This window comes from Nostoc sp. DedQUE08 (genome assembly GCF_034530895.1).
In the GTDB taxonomy this organism is placed as follows: domain Bacteria; phylum Cyanobacteriota; class Cyanobacteriia; order Cyanobacteriales; family Nostocaceae; genus Nostoc.
This window is the reverse complement of sequence record NZ_JAVRCD010000043.1, coordinates 43,012-61,344: the sequence shown is the minus strand read 5'-3', so window position 1 is coordinate 61,344 and position 18,333 is coordinate 43,012. Positions and strand designations below refer to the sequence as shown.

The 18,333-nt window shown below is 41.1% G+C and carries 13 protein-coding genes and 1 pseudogene; 4 read left to right on the top strand and 10 right to left on the bottom strand.

Going from position 1 to position 18,333, the window contains the following annotated elements:
• Nucleotides 1–126: 126 nt before the first annotated feature.
• Nucleotides 127–816 carry a type II CAAX endopeptidase family protein gene (locus RMY64_RS25025; protein ID WP_322672872.1) on the top strand — a complete coding sequence of 230 codons (690 nt, stop codon included), beginning with the start codon at nt 127–129 and terminating at the stop codon, nt 814–816.
• An 11-nt stretch (nt 817–827) separates the two neighbouring features.
• Here the strand turns inward: RMY64_RS25025 and RMY64_RS25020 are convergent, their stop codons facing one another.
• Nucleotides 828–1,997 carry a PAS domain S-box protein gene (locus tag RMY64_RS25020; protein ID WP_322672873.1) on the bottom strand — a complete coding sequence of 390 codons (1,170 nt, stop codon included), beginning with the start codon at nt 1,995–1,997 and terminating at the stop codon, nt 828–830.
• 1,548 nt (nt 1,998–3,545) lie between these two features.
• Nucleotides 3,546–4,838: pseudogene (locus RMY64_RS25015) on the bottom strand (hypothetical protein).
• A gap of 660 nt (nt 4,839–5,498) precedes the next feature.
• On the opposite strand from RMY64_RS25015, the gene RMY64_RS25010 reads away from it, so the two are divergent.
• Together RMY64_RS25010 and mutS are read left to right on the top strand one after the other, a co-directional pair.
• Nucleotides 5,499–5,957, top strand: a complete 459-nt coding sequence (locus RMY64_RS25010; RefSeq protein WP_322672875.1) for a tellurite resistance TerB family protein — start codon at nt 5,499–5,501, stop codon at nt 5,955–5,957.
• Between the two features lie 251 nt (nt 5,958–6,208).
• A complete protein-coding gene (gene mutS / locus RMY64_RS25005; protein ID WP_322701422.1) occupies nt 6,209–8,869 on the top strand; it encodes a DNA mismatch repair protein MutS in 2,661 nt (886 codons plus the stop codon).
• Between the two features lie 72 nt (nt 8,870–8,941).
• On the opposite strand, the gene RMY64_RS25000 is transcribed toward mutS, so the two are convergent.
• The 6 genes from RMY64_RS25000 to rpmI all read right to left on the bottom strand — a co-directional run bounded on the left by RMY64_RS25000 (nt 8,942) and on the right by rpmI (nt 14,280).
• Nucleotides 8,942–9,511 (bottom strand): peptidylprolyl isomerase, encoded by a 570-nt coding sequence (locus RMY64_RS25000; protein WP_322701416.1) that lies wholly within the window; start codon nt 9,509–9,511, stop codon nt 8,942–8,944.
• Nucleotides 9,512–9,853: 342 nt separating this feature from the next.
• Entirely contained in the window at nt 9,854–11,836 is a 1,983-nt protein-coding gene (locus RMY64_RS24995) for a primary-amine oxidase (RefSeq protein ID WP_322701415.1), read from the bottom strand.
• 406 nt (nt 11,837–12,242) lie between these two features.
• Nucleotides 12,243–12,767 carry a tetratricopeptide repeat protein gene (locus RMY64_RS24990; protein WP_322672878.1) on the bottom strand — a complete coding sequence of 175 codons (525 nt, stop codon included), beginning with the start codon at nt 12,765–12,767 and terminating at the stop codon, nt 12,243–12,245.
• Between the two features lie 111 nt (nt 12,768–12,878).
• Nucleotides 12,879–13,694 (bottom strand): transporter substrate-binding domain-containing protein, encoded by an 816-nt coding sequence (locus tag RMY64_RS24985; protein ID WP_322701414.1) that lies wholly within the window; start codon nt 13,692–13,694, stop codon nt 12,879–12,881.
• 12 nt (nt 13,695–13,706) lie between these two features.
• Nucleotides 13,707–14,063 carry a 50S ribosomal protein L20 gene (gene rplT, locus RMY64_RS24980; RefSeq protein ID WP_322672880.1) on the bottom strand — a complete coding sequence of 119 codons (357 nt, stop codon included), beginning with the start codon at nt 14,061–14,063 and terminating at the stop codon, nt 13,707–13,709.
• Nucleotides 14,064–14,082: 19 nt separating this feature from the next.
• Nucleotides 14,083–14,280 (bottom strand): 50S ribosomal protein L35, encoded by a 198-nt coding sequence (gene rpmI / locus RMY64_RS24975; protein WP_109007939.1) that lies wholly within the window; start codon nt 14,278–14,280, stop codon nt 14,083–14,085.
• A 115-nt stretch (nt 14,281–14,395) separates the two neighbouring features.
• Here rpmI and RMY64_RS24970 point away from each other — a divergent pair, with 115 nt between their 5' ends.
• Complete coding sequence (locus RMY64_RS24970; protein WP_322701413.1) at nt 14,396–14,935, top strand: GrpB family protein; 540 nt, start codon at nt 14,396–14,398, stop codon at nt 14,933–14,935.
• A gap of 4 nt (nt 14,936–14,939) precedes the next feature.
• Here the strand turns inward: RMY64_RS24970 and RMY64_RS24965 are convergent, their stop codons facing one another.
• Both RMY64_RS24965 and RMY64_RS24960 read right to left on the bottom strand, forming a co-directional pair.
• Nucleotides 14,940–15,662, bottom strand: coding sequence for a hypothetical protein (locus tag RMY64_RS24965; protein WP_322701412.1), 723 nt, complete (start codon nt 15,660–15,662; stop codon nt 14,940–14,942).
• A gap of 184 nt (nt 15,663–15,846) precedes the next feature.
• Nucleotides 15,847–18,267, bottom strand: coding sequence for an ATP-dependent helicase (locus RMY64_RS24960; RefSeq protein ID WP_322701411.1), 2,421 nt, complete (start codon nt 18,265–18,267; stop codon nt 15,847–15,849).
• Nucleotides 18,268–18,333: the final 66 nt, after the last annotated feature.

Here is an 18,333-nt window from a genome sequence, read left to right as displayed (position 1 = left end):
GCCTTAACCAATAGTATTGATAGTAAACCTGGTGAATATAGATTTTATTACAATTAATTATCCTAACTCGATCTAAAAACTATGGATTTAAAAGTTAAAACCATCAAAATATAACAAAGTCTCCCCATGTTAAAAGCTAACCAAAATCAAAATGCACTACTAGCTCTGTTGTTACTTGTGCCAGTTCCAAGCATTGGTATTGCAACTCAGCTATATATACTCCCTGGCTTCCAAGGACATTTAGTAGCTTTATTAGCTAAAATCTGGTTATTACTAGTACCCATTATTTGGTTGTTATTTGTTGATAAAGAGAATTTAAAATTTGAATATCCTAAAAGACGCGATTTATTCGCTGGAGTTGGATTAGGGCTATTAATGCTAGGCATCATTTTGATTGTTTATTGGCTGCTGGGCGCAAAATGGATAGATATTGAATATGTTCGCGATCGCGCAACACAAGTTGGATTGAACAGTTTTGCAATTTACTTAGTAGGTGCAGTGTATTGGATATTTGTTAACTCTTTACTTGAGGAATTTGTCTGGCGTTGGTTTGTTTATCGTAAATGTGAAATTTTGGTATCAAGTCCTTTAGCTGTAGTACTGTCTGCACTATTTTTTACGATTCATCATGTTGTTGGTTTAGCAGCTTACTTTGACTGGCGTGCGACAACATTATGCTCATTGGGAGTATTTATAGCAGGGGCGGTTTGGTCATGGTGCTACTTAAATTATTGCTCGATTTGGCCTGGATACATCAGCCATATTTTTGCAGATATAGCAATTTTCCTGATTGGCTGGCAACTGATCTTTGCTTAAGAAAAATGTAATCAATCAACATCTCTCAAGATAATATGTTTTTTTAAGTCGAAACTGATTCTACCTTCTTCTTGTAATTTCCCCATCAATCGTGTAATTGTTACTCTAGTGGTACAGCAGGCGCTAGCAATATCTTCGTGAGTAAAGCGAACATTTAGGCGAGTTCCCTCTGGTACAGTTTCACCCACTTCTCGTTTCAAAAGTTGTAATAGATGCTGTAAGCGATCTTGTACTCGCCGTCTACCAGAAATAGCTAAAAAAGATTCTGTTTGCTGTAATCGCTGCTTAATTTTTGGTAGAAGTGTATGACTCAGTGTTGCAGAAGCTGATACTTCTGCTACATAAACTGACACTAACTCAACATCAGCAAGCGCTGTTGCTTGGTAAATGTCTAAAGATGTCAAACTAGAACCAAAAACCATTCCTGGTGTTGCCAATCCAATCAGCACTTCTTCACCCGTTTCACAGTAGGTACTGAGTTTAACCAAACCCTGAGAAACATACCAAATTGCTAATGGGTTGAGGGGAATAGTTTCTCCTTTATCATATTTATGTAGGGGGCGATTGTTGAAAATGTCATTCTTGTCTTTAACTTTTACTGATTCTAATTGCTGACGCTGGGTTATATTACGCACCATCCAGCGCAGAGAAATTGCCTTACCCTGCTGATTGCGGACAACTGTTACTGTCAAAGCTGCATAAAATAACTCGCCATAACGTTGTTGCAAACGTACCAATAACTCTTGAACTTTGTCTGATTGCGATAGCTGTATCAGTTCGTTGCGAACTTGCTGACGTTCTTCTAGAAGGACAAAGTTAACTATTGGTTTTCCCAGTAAAAAATGCTTGGAAACATTCAACAACTTAGCTGCGGTGAGGTTAGCTTCTTGGATAATTCCTTCTGTATTAGTCACTAAATAGCCGTCTGGCGCTAACTCGAATAAATCTTGGTAGTAATGGCGCTCTGCTTCTAACCAATTCCGTGTTTTTATTAGTTCCTCGTTTTGCTGATAAAGTTCATCTGCCGCTAACTGTGCTACCTTTGAGGTATTATGGAGTTCCTTAAAAGCTTCTGGCAACAAATCAGGGGAAATCCAAGGTAATAAACTAGCAGTTTGGTATAAATCTGCTAAACGCTTGTGCAATATTTCTGTACGTTGGACAAATTTTTCTATGTTCACTTTAAATTCCCGCTATTTGCTTGCAAAAGTTAAGCAAAAAAACCTAGTAAGTAAATCTTTGAGAAAATTGCAGTATACTTAATTTTATTGAGTTATAAATTTAATAGGTTGTAAATTGCAATTTTCACGTAATTGAAGTAATAAAGTTAGATTTATTTTGGGTTTTTGACAATTTTTATCATATAGTCGCTACAAATGAGCCAGTTTTTAAATGACACATATACCATTCAACCTAAATGCTTAAAGTAAATTGAATCTAGCAAATTACAAAGCATCCACTTATATATTTATTTAGCCAAAATTTTACTGGCTTTTGTTAAGTATTACTTCTACCATTGGTGGTAAAATTCTGTTAACTTAGCTAAATACGAGTACCAAATCTGCCATCTAAGATTATGCTAATTTTTGACTAAACTGATAAGTAAGTCAAAATAATGACTAGCAAAGAGCAGATACTACACTCGGAAAACCCTACATTTCAACTTTAATTTTTGACTATTATTGTTGAATCCGCTTTGTAATTCCCCCAATAAATAATTTAGTGCTAATAATAATTGTTTCCGTTTATTACTAAGAGGATGTTTGGAAAGCTATGTTTGTTATCCAAAGTATCTAATATCACCCCTAACCCCCCGATGTATTGGGGGGGGGAAATAGTCTCTTAAAGCCTCCTTTTATAAGGGGGGTTGGGGGGTAATGTCAAAATTTAATATGCTATACGACACTTTTCAAACATCCTCTAAGAATAACTGATAAGACTTTCCCCAACTTCCATCACAAGAATTAAGCAACTACTACCAAAGATATAGAATCTAAGTTAAGTTTGTGGGTGATTCTGAATACTTTGCCTATTAATAAAATTCATAACAAGATTCCCAACTTCTTTAAGAGGATGTTTTAAAAGTATTATTGCTAACACCAAAAGCTTAGAAATCTAAACCTTACTCCTTTGTAGGGGTTAGATTTCATGTCTACGCTAGGTACTTCTCCTTTAGCGAAGACCTTCCAATTTCTTTAAAAAGTTGGGAATCCAAGCCTTTCCATCTTCAAATTCATTATAAAACTATCTGACACGGGTAAGAGTAAAACTATTGAGAACAAGCAATGGTCGAACTTCTATATCTAGAATTGCAAAGATAAATATTAATAAGTTAAAAAGGTTTGTATAGCCAATCACATCTGAACTTAATAATTATCCGTCTCTTTAGTTAGAGGATAAATGAAGTAGTAAGCTGGTGTAATTTAACAATGCGTAACAGCTAATCAACGCGCAAGTTACAAGGAGTGATGAGTGAGGTGTCAATGCAATAAAATCTCATCACTCCTTTTTACTTACATCAGTTTATGAGCCAATAGGCTTGGGTTAGCCCCAAAAACCTTAAACTATGTAGTAGCGCTAGTAGGTTGGGTGGAGGCTTTGCCAAAGCCAACATTCTGATATATATTGGGTTGCGCTTTGCTCCACCCAACCTACCTTTAATGCACAATTTTTTTGCTTGCCACGCCACTACAATTTTTCTTAACTGAACTGTATTGGTTTATGAGCTACTAACGAATACCATCATTATCAATGGCGCTGTAACTGCCGCTAGGGAAAAGCCCCAACCAAGGGTCAGAACTAGGAGTTAAAAATAGTTGTCCGTATACTTGTTCATTGAGCGCTTCCACACTCCTTGTTTGCTTACCCTGCATAAACCATTGATGAATTTGGCTGTGCAGCATATATTCATTTCTGACTGTATCTAAAGCCATTGTGGCTTCAAAATTTTTCACTATTATCGGCAAATTATCTGCTTGAGTGTTGGCAGATTGAGATTTTTTAGCTCTAATTAGAGAGATGCTGTTTCGATCTAGCTTGACATCGGCGGCATAGAGTTGAGCAATTTTGTCCCAAACTTTCTGGTCAGTAATTTCAGCTAAGGCGTTTTGATTCCGTTCAGCATCAGACTGGAGAGCAGTTAACATTGGCGTTTCAACTCTCATTTTAGAAACTGCTAGAGAGCTTGCTATTTCTGCTGTCGGTGGTTGACTGCGATTGCTCGGAATTTCTACCAACTTAGGGGGAGACTGGATACCCAGGCGGGATAAATCTGCAACCCATTGGCCTTGGATAGAATTTAAGCGATCGCTGTGGTATTTTCTTAAATAAGACTCGCGATCGCTTGGTGTAAGTTTACTATAATTTTTTACTGCTAATTCAGCCTGCTCTAGCTGCCGCAAAAATGCTTTGGGACTATACAACCCTGGAATAGCATCGATTGGACGACCTGATGCATCCAATACATAATGAATGCTATTGCCTGTAATCGTTCGCTCCAACTTGCGTCCGTCGCCAAAATCAATAGTTACTTTGGGTACAGGACGCACTGATTGCCAATGCAAAATGAAACGGTCTTGAAGCAGTTTAGAAATTTCCACATTCGGATACAGTGCTACCCTGAAGAACCTACTATTAGCACAACTCAAATCTTGATCCAGCCTACCCAATAACCGCAGAGATAGAATAGGTTTACCACTGGTTCTAGCAGCAGCTTTGGCTTGTTCTATATCAGTGTACCAATACAAACGAGAGGCGTAACAGTCCCGTTGTTGACAAAGTTCATCTAAAGCTAGCCGAAGTGCAGGGGAAGGTAGAACTGCTTCTGAAGAAGCGGTATTTAACGTATTAGCATGGGATTTAAGAAATACTTCTAACCCTTTTGGGCCCTATTTCCGAAGTACAGAAACTTCTTGAGATAGCTTGGAGGTTTCAGCTACAGGAGTTTGAGCATCAGCTATCTGCACAAAACCGAAGCTGACTAGCATGAGTGCGAAAGGATATTTGCAGGCTCTAAATTTCATATATTTTCAGATATTTTCAAGAAAAATAGGGGGTGTGAATGAGGAGCATCCGGTTTTGGCAACAACAAATAGAAACAATTTGGTTGACACTCTTAACATTCCACTGTAAGCCAGAAATTTTAATCCTAGCGTTTACAGTAGTTTTGTAGATTTATTTCATTAAAACTTCAACGAAATAATTACGAGTTTGTCTGTATTTTTACTCATTTTTCATATCTATTTGTTATTTGAGAATAAGTGAAATCAGCAAATGCGATCGCTAAATCAATAAATGCGATCGCCAAAATAACATTATGTGTACACACAAGTCGAATTACCCCCTTAATCCCCCCTTAGAAAGGGGAAAAATCTAGTTCCCTCCCCTTTATAAGGGGAGGGTTAAGGTGGGGTAAAACCTTGGGTTTTTCAGCTATTTCAGACTTGTGTGTACACAGTATCCTTTTAGGCTACGCAGGGTACACAAGTACTAAAAATCTTATCGCTTAAAGAAAATTAACCGTTTTTATACGCAGATGAATATATTCTCTGCGTATTTTTTATGAAAAAAAGATTCATCCCAATGTATATTTCCGCATTATTTTGGGAATCATAAATCGAGGAAGCATGATAAACCGCAAAATATGACTTCCTGAAATATCACGTAACTTTTAGAGGATAATTATGTCTAAACGCAAGTTGCCCAAAGGCCGTAGTGTTAGTTCAGTTGCTATAGAACCAGAAGTTGCGATCGCAATTCTTGGGTTATTTTCTGCTGCGGCTGATGGTGAGGGTATTTCTTCCACAGAAGAATATGCTTTGAGTGAATTTCTCGGTCGGGTTGACTTATTTGAAGATTACTCTGAAGAAGACTTTGAAGAATTGACCGAAAAAGTCGTCAGTTTGATTGAAGAAGAAGAACCAGAAGATTTAATCGCCCAGTCTATCGAATCCTTACCCAATAGAAATTATCGCGAAGCTGCATACATCACAGCTATCTTAGTAGTAGGGATTGATGAAGAAGTACCCGAACACGAACAAGATTATATTTCTGAACTTCAAGAAGCCTTAAATATTTCAGACGAACGCGCACAAGAACTCATAGACGCAGTGTTCGGAGAAGAAGAAGAGGAAGAGGAGTAATATTTATTGACTTGCAACCTCAGTCATCTACTATCTTTAATTTGAGGTTGCTAATTTAGAATATGAAATAATTTTGTTTGGGTTAAGTTGTTCAGATTCCCGGCTTCATGAAGAAGTTGGGAATTTTGCATTGTATCAAAATTAACATTTGTCAGATAAAAGTAAAATATCCTTGAGCGATCGCCATTCAACTTTCACATCACGTTATCATCGGATCTTGGGGAATTTCCGTGCATAACTCGATAGCATCTATGACTGCCTCTCACTCCGAAACTCCATCTACCAAGCCCGATGCAAGTACTTTTATTTCTGACCATCTACAGGTGGATCGCAGTAAGCTAAGTCAAATGTACTTGCATTATGTCGAGACGAAGGATAAATATCCTCACGCGGTATTGCTGTATCGGGTAGGAGATTTCTTTGAATGCTATTTCCAAGATGCTGTAAAACTAGCGCAAGAATTGGAATTAGTTCTCACTAGTAAGCAAGCTGGGGAACAAGGACGGGTGGCGATGTCTGGTGTTCCACATCACGCTTGGGAACGCTACGCGACAATGCTAGTAGAAAAAGGCTATGCAGTAGTAATTTGCGATCAAGTTGAAGATGCTTCTGAAGCTGCTGGGAGATTGGTGCGGCGGGAAGTAACGCGCATTCTTACCCCCGGTACTTTGCTAGAAGAAGGAATGCTCAAATCCAGTCGCAATAATTACTTAGCAGCAGTAGTAATTGCCGCAAATCATTGGGGTTTAGCCTATGCAGACATCTCCACAGGGGAATTTCTTACCACTCAAGGTAGCGATTTAGAACATTTGACCCAAGAATTAATGCGCTTGCAACCTTCAGAGGTGTTAGTTCCGACAAATGCGCCCGATTTGGGTAGTTTGCTGCGTCCGGGAGAAACTTCGCCACATCTTCCTGAGTGTTTGCCACCATCATTTTGTTATAGTTTGCGATCGCAACTTCCCTTTTCCCAAGGTGAAGCTAGACCGAGATTATTGCAGAAATTTAAGGTGCGATCGCTCGAAGGACTCGGTTGCGATCGTCTTCCTCTCGCCGTCCGTGCGGCTGGTGGTCTTCTGGAATACCTGGAAGATACTCAAAAAGAAAACCCTGTCACTCTTCAAAGACTCCGCAGCTACACTGTCACCGACTACCTAATTGTTGACAATCAAACCCGCCGTAACCTAGAAATTACCCAAACCGTTCGAGATGGCACTTTTCACGGTTCCCTACTTTGGGCGTTAGATAAAACTAGTACAGCAATGGGTGGGCGTGCTCTGCGGCGGTGGTTGTTGCAACCCCTACTCGATATTAAAGGCATTCGGGCACGACAAGATACCATCCAAGAATTGATGGAAAATACGCCCCTACGTCAAGATTTGCGGCATTTATTACGGCAAATTTACGATCTAGAACGCCTCACCGGAAGGGCGGGTTCTGGTACAGCTAATGCTAGAGATTTAGTAGCTTTGGCAGATTCCCTCTCACGCTTGCCGGAATTATCCAACTTAGTAGTTGAGACGCGTTCTCCATTTCTCAAAGCTTTGCAGAAAGTCCCAAGTGTGTTGGAAGAATTAGCACAAAAGTTACACGCACATCTTGTAGAATCGCCACCTATACTAATTAAAGAAGGTGGATTAATTCGCCCCAGTGTAAATCCCTTGCTGGATGAAAGAAAAGCGACTGTAGAAGCAGACCAGCAATGGATTGCCAATTTGGAAGTTGATGAGAGAGCTAAGACAGGAATTTCCACCCTCAAGGTAGGATTTAACAAAACCTTTGGTTATTACATCAGTATTTCTCGCACCAAAGCTGACCAAGTACCCGCTAACTATATCCGCAAGCAAACTCTGACCAATGAGGAACGTTATATCACCCCAGATTTGAAGGAACGAGAAGCCCGAATTTTGACGGCGCGGGATGATTTAAATCAGTTGGAATATGAGATTTTTACAGCATTGCGAGAAGAGGTAGCACAAGAGGCGGAAGTAATTCGCAATCTGTCTCGTGCAGTGGCGGCGGCGGATGTGTTGTGTGGTTTGGCTGAATTGGCGGTACATCAAGGTTACTGTCGTCCCGAAATATTGCCAGGGAGGGAGATAAATATTGTTGATGGTCGTCATCCGGTAGTGGAACAGTCTTTACCTGCGGGGTTCTTTGTGCCAAATTCAACGCAATTGGGTCAAGAGTCATTAGTCATTAGTCATACCCTGCAAAAAGGCGAAACGCCTATGTCATTAGTAGATGACCAAGAACAAATAACAAATGACCAAGGACAAAAGACAAATGACTATCCCGATTTAATTATTCTTACCGGGCCAAACGCCAGTGGCAAAAGTTGTTATTTGCGTCAGGTGGGATTGATTCAGTTAATGGCACAAATTGGTAGTTTTGTACCAGCAAGATTTGCCAGATTGGGAATATGCGATCGCATTTTTACCCGTGTCGGTGCAGTAGATGATTTAGCAACTGGTCAATCTACCTTTATGGTGGAAATGAATGAAACCGCAAATATTCTCAATCATGCCACATCTAGGTCGCTGGTATTATTAGATGAAATTGGTCGCGGCACAGCAACATTTGATGGTCTTTCCATCGCTTGGGCGGTAGCAGAATACATAGCAGTGGATATTCGATCGCGCACAATTTTTGCCACCCATTACCACGAGTTAAACGAACTGGCTAGCATTATCCCGAATGTGGCTAACTATCAAGTGACAGTGAAAGAATTACCCGACCAAATTATCTTTTTGCACCAAGTTCAACCAGGAGGTGCTGATAAGTCTTATGGAATTGAAGCGGGGAGATTGGCAGGTTTACCAGCCGTAGTTATTCAACGGGCAAAACAAGTCATGGGGCAAATTGAAAAACACAGTAAGATTGCAATGGGGCTGCAAAATCTTGATGGATAAGCAAGTTTGTAGTAAGGACTTTAGTCCTTATTTTCTAAGCACTAAAGTGCTTACTACAAACCGAGGTGTTAATTACTGCCGAAAAATTTCTACTTTTTCTAACACCACTTCTTGATTTGGACGATCTCTAGTTGTAGGCACATTCGCAATCTTGCTGACTATATCTAGACCTTGGACAACTTCACCAAAAACACTGTGATTGTTGTCAAGGTGAGGCGTTGGTGCTTCTGTAATGAACCATTGCGAACCATTAGTACCGCGTCCGGCATTAGCCATCGACAAGATACCTGCACGAGTGTGTCTCAATTCAGGATGAAACTCATCTTCAAATTGATATCCTGGGCCACCAGTACCCCATCGGCTAGCTGTATCTAGATAACGACTCAGAGGATCGCCACACTGAATCATAAAATCAGGGATGACCCGGTGAAAGCGAACTCCATCGTAAGCTGGAGTTCCCTTACCAGATGCACCAGTTTTAGGGTCTTTCCAGTCGATTGTTCCAGTTGCTAGACCGACAAAATTTTTGACAGTGTTAGGAGTTCGCTCTTCTTCCAAACGAACTACAATTTCACCCAAGGAAGTAATTAAACGAGCGTGCAGTGTTCCATCACCGGGAATATTAATTTCTGGAAAGTTCATTAGATATCCTATTTTAACCAGTGCCAGTATTTGAACTATACAAGTTTATCAGCATTCAAGTTACCGCCTTTAGACATGAAAAAAAACCTGAATTCAAGAAGCAGGAGGTCGAAGGCAGGAAACAGGAGGCAGGAGGAAGCCACCCTTATAGTGGAATTGAAGCAAGGACGCTTTATACTTTTCTGCGAGACGCTGCGCGAACGCGCTGCACGTCTGAGTATAATTCTTTCTTTAAACGTGGCTCTAAACCCAGAACTAAAGTTTTAATTGATACTCCTAACCTCCTGCCCCCTGCCTCCTAACTCCTGCCTTTTAGTAAGGAAACTTGAGCCAACAAATATTTTACTCTGGTAAATTTATCGCTGGATTCCGGCTAAAGAATCCTCTAGGGACTAGCTTAAAGCCAACTTCGTGAACAGGCATCACCGGCCAATCTTCCGATCGCGGAATATGAGTTACGCCCATTGTGTACCACAGTACGATATCTTCACCCATCAAGGCTTCATCGTCTGCAATATATTTTGGTAAACCCTGTTCGGGTTGAGTTTGGTTGGGATAATCGCCGCCAGCATAAAGTTCAGTAGGTTTATATTTTGTTACCCAGAGGTGATGAGTCGCAAATTCTGCCCTTTCCCGGATTTTTGAGCCTTCTACAGGGAAAAATATCGAGTTTCCACCAGGCATCAGCATATATCCAGGTGCAGCACCGAGAGCATTCTTTTTGTCTGCACTAACAATCATCCATTCTCGACTGCTTTTCATATCCAAATCGCGCACAGCAGCCGTTTCTTTGACTAGTGGGATTTCTGCAAGTGCGATCGCATTTCCTAAAGGATTTTTCTCATCCATCGGCAAAGCTTTCACATTCATTTCCATCACAGAGTTAGCCTGACCATCAACATCGAAATCTAGGCGATAATTGAAAAAGTGCTGATGATTTACTCCAAAGATATTCTGAGCAATTAATCGACCATAGGAATCATCATCAAATTGCTTGTGGGCAGCCGTTCCCTGCGCCAATACAATACCAGTTAATTCATTTTGGACTTCCAAAGTCCCATCTTGGTGAAAGATCCAATTGATGCTGTAATCATAGTTATCAATGGCTACTGTCATCTTCATCACTAATTCTCGACTGCGACGGACATCATTACGCTGAGTATTATATTCATAATGTTTCCACAGGATTCCGTTGTCGCGTTCGTAGATGCCGATAACCCCTGGTATTTGATAAGGTTCTCCCTGCTCATTAGCAAATACAGCATTTAACAACAAGCCATTTTCCGGAATTTCTTTACCTAATTCCATCGTATTTGCTAGTAAACCTAAGTTGTATTCTCCAACATCAAAGGCATTTTTAAATGACCAAGTAGGCTGAGGATCGCCATAAGGTACTACCATTTCTGAAAGGCTAGCGCGGTATAAAATTGGTCGAATATTTTCCCCATCTTTGTGCGTCACTTGGTAAAGCATTAATCCATTACGAGGATGCATTGAATAGCGAAACTTCCAACCTTGCCAACTAATTTCATTGTCTTCGATCTGGAAACTTCTACCATTAGGTTGGAGTATTTTTAATGCTTTAAGTGGTGACAGTAATTTACCCAATGATTTGACATCATAATTCCAGTTTTCTTGAGAGAAAGGTATGTTTTCTCTATCAACAAAACTGGCAATTTTACCCGTATTCAAATTGACTGTTGCTAAAACTCCTTCAATCGGACTACCGTAATAGTTCCAGCCTTTACCTTTGTAGTAAGATAAGCCGCGACAAAGACGATTACCTGTTGCTTCTTCCTGTTTGCTGAGAATTCCTGGTGCCCACCAACTGATTTTAACTTGCTCAAAATCGGTAATTCCCCGCTTTTGCATTGCTTTTTGCCATCGGGGATCGGCTTTAACTATTTGAGTTGCTAGTTCGTATTCTGAATTAGCGATCGCAGGTTGAACGGACGGTATTTCTTTCCAAGAACTTAAGGTTTTGCTTCTCAGATCGACAATCCCTTCAAAGGTTTTGTTTTCTGAACGTTCATAGATTACCAAAAAAGCTTTTCGCCCAAAGACTTTACCAGGTGTAAAATTTAGAACTTCTTCTTTATCTGGTTCTTGTAAAGCAATAAGAGGAAAAGCTACCATTTCGCTCAAATTTTTTTCTCTTTGGATGACAGAAACAGCTGTGCTAATTTCTACCTCAGTTAGTGAAGTGAGAGGATGGGAAATCGAAGGCTGTTGAGCCGTTAATGTTTCCATTAATCCGATTGAGAAAGAAATGACAACAATGATGGCAATAGCTAGCCATAAAAAACGCTTTAGCCGCTTAATCATCTTTTACATTTTTACAAAAGACTTATAGTTATCTATTTCCAAACCTAAGATTGAAAACCGATAAATTAAGAGGCTAAAGCGAAATTAATTATAATAAAATAACTCCACTCTGCAAGTGGGGCTACAGTGTACACACAAATCGAATTACCCCCCTTAATCCCCCCGATGTATTGGGGGGAAACAAGAAAGAAATCTAGTTCCCTCACGCCACGTGCTTCAAGTCGGGCATTGCCCGCCCAACGCAGTGGCTCCCCTTTATAAGGGGAGGGTTAGGGTGGGGTAAAACCTTGGTTACTCAGCTATTTCAGACTTATGTGTACACCGTAGGCTTGTGGGGAGGGGAGCTAAAGCACAGCTTTGGCAGGGTGGGGTTTTGGGTATTATGCTTAATTACCTGGACATTATCTTACGCCGAAACTAAACGGCGTAAAGATTCAGCACGACGTTTAGCAATAGAGTTATTTGGAGCTAATTTAAGTGCTTCTTCGTAAGCTTGTAACGCCTGAGTAGTTAATTTTTTCTTCTCATAAGCGTGACCGAGATTATTGAATCCTGTTACGTAGTCTGGTTTAGATTTGAGAGCTTCTTTGTACTGACGAATTGCTAAGTCATATTGCTCTTGGGTAAAATAAACATAGCCCAGCCCGTTGTAGATGGGGGCGATATTTTCTTCTCCGTCTTCTTCAGCTGCTTTGAGAGCTTTTTGAAATAGCGCGATCGCTGGAGAATACATTTTTTTTTCTGAATAAATACTGGCTAACTCATAATATTCTTGAGTCGTACCCTTTTCTTTCTCTAACTTCTTTCGCAACCTGGCAAAAGAGCCTTCAACCTTGCGAGTTTTGAAAATCTGGCGAAAAACACTCACGGCTGCAATTGTGAGTATCACCACCAAAATTGAGAGATAAACAACGGCTAGACTGTTATCCATTACTGCAAATACAAATATTATAAAGTTTGTTATTTGTCATTTGTCATTTGTCCTTTGTCATTTATTATTCGTTTATGACTAATGACCAATGACCAATGACAAATGACCAATTTACGGTAAACCCCAATATTGAGACCGTTGCTGGAGCCAACCTTTTTCTAAATAACGAGCGATCGCTTGATTCACATTTCGTCTAAACTCATCGTACTGCAATCCCTTGGGCATGACTATAGATAAGGGTTCAGTTGATAACTTAGTTGGCAGTAACCGATATTGAGGATATTGTTGCACCCAACCGCTTAGAACACTAGCATCTGCGGCAAAGGCTATTGCGGCATTATTTTCTATTTGCTCTCGCGCTTCTTTATAGGAATCCACTCCTACTAACTCGGCGTTTGGTAGATAGTACCGCACTTTAGCAATGGTACTGGAGTTATTGAGTACGGCAATTTTTTGTTTTGATAGATCGCTCAACTGCTGCACAGAGGGATCTTTTGTAACTAATACAGTGCCATCCAAATAGTAGGGAACACTGAAACTAACTATGCGGGCACGTGACTCGGTTGCTGTGACTCTAGCGATCGCAAAATCAACTTTCTTGTCTAAGACTACAGAAAGGCGATCGCGATTCGCTACAGGTTGAAATTTTACAGCTTCGGCTTTACCAACCAAGTCAACTGCCAAACGCTTGGCCAAGTCAATTTCTAAACCTTGCAAATTCCCGTTGTCATCTTTAAATCCCAAGGGACGCAAGTTATCTTTCACGGCAACATTTAAATAGCCCCGTTGCTGAATTTCTGACATTTGGGCAGCAGATGCAGTTAATCCCGTCCCTACTAAAGAAAAGCAAAAAATCCAAAATATAGTGGCGGATAATACCAGATGTAACCGAGTAATTGTTTGCCGTCTGTTACATCTGTTATACATCCCTCACCACCTTTATCCTTTAGCTTGAAGTGCCAATTCAGCAACTTTGCCGAAACTAGCTGGATCGAGGACTGCCAATTGCGCCAACATCTTGCGATTTAGTTGGATATCAGCTTTTTTCAAGTTACCAATAAACTGGCTGTAACTCAAGCCGTGTTGCCTGGAAGCAGCATTGATGCGGGTGATCCAAAGGCGACGAAAATCGCGCTTTTTCTTTTTGCGATCGCGGTAGGCACTCCGTAGCGCCTTCATCACTTGTTGGTTGGCAGTTCTAAACAGAGTTGAATGGGAACCGCGAAAACCTTTAGCTAGTTTGAGAATTTTATTGCGGCGTTTGCGAGCTACATTACCGCGTTTTACCCGAGTCATAATTTATTTCCTAAAATACTTACAAATATGGGAGCATCAAGCGCACGTTAAGTTCATCGCGTTCGTGTACAAGCGCACTCTGACGCATACTACGCTTTTTATCAGAAGATTTGTGTTCTAAAAGGTGGCTTTTGAACGCTTTACGACGGACGATTTTGCCGGTACCGGTGGCACGGAATCGCTTTGCCGCAGCTTTACGAGTCTTTAGTTTAGGCATGGTCTAGCTTTGATTCGACACGATCCATTATTATATACTATTAAAATTGCTATAACTGCAATTAAATAAAGGATTTAGCCAACAGCGATCGCTGTAGACAAACTTAGCTTCACTTATGGATGAGGTCAATATAGTTGAATATGACCCACGTTGGGCGACTTTGTTTACAGAAGAAGCCGAGCGGATTTGGCAGGCACTAGGCAATGACTTAGTTGTAGAAATTGAACATATTGGTAGTACCGCAGTACCAGGAATGGCAGCCAAACCAGTTATTGACATTCTGGTGGGAGTGCGTTCCTTGGTAAATGCAAAATCTGCTATTTTGGCTTTAGAATCCTTGGGATACGTTTATTGGCGTGAAAACCCGCGTCCTGGACAGATGTTTTTTGTTAAAGGAATGCCACCATACGGAAAGCAACGTACTCATCATGTTCACATAGTCGAGATTGACAGCGAATTTTGGGAGCGCAAGCTATTTTGCGACTATTTGAGAAAGCATCCTGAAGAGGCGAAACGCTACGAAGTTCTAAAACGCGACTTGGCGGCAAGTTTTCGGAGCGATCGCGAAGCTTATACGAATGGTAAAAATGACTATATCCGTGCTGTGATGGTCAAAGCACGGAATGAGGATATGGGAAAAAACCAAAGCCATTGATTATTTAGCTTTTTTCAGTAGCGTTGGCTTTGGGATCTAAAATTATTTGCGAAGTGGATTTATTCACATGGTAAATCCAAGATTGCTCTTTAACCTTGACAATCACTTCCCAACCTTCTACGGGGTCGTACTGCTGGGTGCAGACTTCGCCAAAGTTGAATTGACAGAGATTTCCAAAGGTTTTTGGTGTAGTTTGAGTAATTTTTAAATCAGTAATTTCCACCCCAGAACGGTTTGAGGCATCGCTCAAAATTGCATCTGCGATCGCCTTCGGCAATGTTTGTGAAGTACTCACTTTCGGATCTAAAATTCTTTGCTTTCCAGATTTATCTACATGGTAAGTCCACGAATCTTGGCGGACTTTGACAACTACTTCCCAGCCTTCAATGGGGTTGTATTCCCTAGTACAAACTTCTCCAAATTTGAACTCACAGGGATTACCAAAGGTTTTCGATGTGACTTGGGTAATCTCTAATTCGCGTTTACGTACACCGGAACGGAAGGATGCATCTTTTAAAATTTTATTAGCGATCGTTTTCGGCAACTCGTTTGCTTGGGATTGGGATACTTGAGTGTTGTCTTGGTAAGGAATAGCACCAGCAGAAGTGTTTTCAATCAGTCCAAATCCACAAGATAGCAAGCTTGTCAACACCAGCGTCAAGAAAATTCCTCTGGGTGACTGGAAGGTACTTTTAATTACGGCAGATGCTTGGATGATGGATTTCATATATTATGTATTGATTGTTAAAAATTGAACAGATAATATTGCAATTGCAATCATAATTTGTTTGACGTTGCACTCTTAATTCAGTTTCTTTATAAGGAGTGGGGGAGCAGGGAAGCAGGGGAGAATAATTAATAACCAATGCCCAATGCCCAATGCCCCATGCCCCATGCCCCATCCTTTATACTTATTTACTCATTACCGCTAAATTCACCATACATTCAGGAAATTGGCGTTTTAATGCTGGAAACACCGGACAAGGCGCTTGTTCTTGTAAATTGTCTGGTTTACTCCAAGTAAAGGGGGCTTTCTGCGCCGCAGACATCCATAGCAGAAGCTTTGCTCGTGTCATGGCAACATAGAGTAAACGATACTCTTCAGATGTTTTCAAATTCTTTGCCACCTCCCATGCTTGACTAACATCCGGTATGATAGATTCTTCGTGGAGAGTAGCGCGAATTTGGGCGCGAGCTACTTCTGATAAGGTAAAATCGCCTAAAAATTGGCTTTGGGGAGGAACCCAAAATCTGCCAGGAATCAAGTTTTCGTGGAGAAAGGGAAGAAATACATAGTCCCAATCTAGCCCTTTAGCTTTGTGCATAGTGATAATTGTCAGTTGACCGCGACGGGTATAACGTTCTTCCGAATCCTCGGTTTCCACTGGTTCAAACCGTTCGGAACTAACAATTTCACTTAAAGCTGACAGCATTCCTCCCATCGAACTATTGCCAGCTATCTGCTGGTTTACCCGTTCTGCAAGTTTATCAGCAGTTGCCAATTCTGCTTGGTCATAATTTAAAGTCAGGGCGAGAAAGGAAATTAGCTGGTAAAGAGGCAATTCTAAACGAGCGCGGAGTAAGCTGCGACACATGCGAGCAGCTTTTTGTACTGTTTCTGGCTGGGGTGGTGCTAGGGGGCCAGGATACAAAAACTCTTCTGGCAGACTAGCAAGGGCGTTGAGGTCTTGGGTAGGAATTAATTGGCGCTGTACTAATGCTTCTAGGGCAGCTTTGAGGTAATCGGGGGAGTGGGGGCGATCGCAAAATTGCAATAATGCCAAAATCTCTTGAGGAACATGGGAACGGCGATCGCGTTCTCCCACATCGTAAAGTGTAATTTTATGCTCTTTGCACAAAGGTGTCAAAGCTTCTGCTAACCAGCGTCCTTGACGATTTTCTCGGACTAAAATCGCAGCACTATTTTTTGTTGGATCTTCACCAAATAACTCAATTACTCTTTGAGATAACAATTCAACGGTGTGATGAATATCGCGCGGTGTATAAAGTTCTAATCCTTGTCCTACGGGTGCGGGGTTAGCGTTAGCTTGCGGATCGCCAGCTTCCACAGGGCGAATTGTCTGTAAGCGAAATGGTACTTGTCGGTTGTCAGCAATCTGTTGTTTGTTGTTGGTTTTGGTTGTTGCTAACCACTGATTATTGATCCATTTGAGGGCAAAGTTAGCGGCTTCAATGATAATTCTAGTACTGCGACCAGCTCGATCCATCGTTGCCAATCGTTGGATGCGATCGCACTCTTCGCAAAATTGCCGGAAATAAATCGGATCGGCTGGAGTAAAGGTAGAGTTAATCGCCTGGTTAGGGTCGCCAACTCTGACTAAATTGAGTGGGGAGTACGTAGAGACGCGATCGATCGCGTCTGTATTCATCCCCTCATATTCTCGATTACTCGCTAAAATTTCTAATAACTGCGTCTGAAGAGGGCTAGAATCTTGAGCTTCGTCTTCAAAGACGGCGAATATTTGGTTTTGCTCGATGTGACGGGCACTGTCATTTTCTAAAACGCGCAGTGCGGCTAAAATCATATCGTCATAATCGATAAAATCACGCGATCGCATCAAGTTTTGATATTGCTCGTACAATCCCGCCGCTACACTCAAAATTGCATATTCATCTGTGGTTTGCTTACTCCACTCCCGCAACAATTCTGGCGATATCCCAGAACTTTTTGCTTCATGAATGACTGTATTAGCCAATTCTGGTAATACTTCTGTTCGCAGCACCGATTGACGACGCAACCTTTCTGTCTCTTCTCCATCAAATTGATGACCTTCCAATAACCGCAAATATACATCTGGATTATTTATAATCCATTGTTCTACAGCAGTTCTGATAAAGCGGTGACTTTGGGTTGGTGTAATTAATATGACATTTTCTAACTGCAAACCCGACAAATCAGAATGGCGGTTGGCAATGTTCAACGCTAGACCGTGTAGGGTATAGACAAAAAATCCTGTCTGAGGTAGAGATAAATCATCTCTTAAAAATTTACGAATCTTCGCTTTAATATTGGCAGCAGCAGAGCGAGTAAAAGTAACGACTACCAACTGACGGCGGGAGGATGAACGCTCATATTGACGGGCGATCGCGATCGCCGCCGCCGCCGCCATCCCAGTAGATTTGCCTGCACCAGGAACGGCTGAAATCGCCAAAGGCCCAGATTGCCAATCAGCCATTTGCTGCTGTCCAGGGCGGAGACTGTTGCGGATTGTGAGAATCTTTTCTTCCAAAGAAGGAATGAGCGATCGCTCAGACAATTCTGAGTCGAGTAATTCTTGAATAATAGGAGCAGTAAATTTAGAGTCGGACATCTTAAATTATATATTTTAAATAGATATTGAATTTAATTCCCAAACCGCAGATATGAATAATCTTCG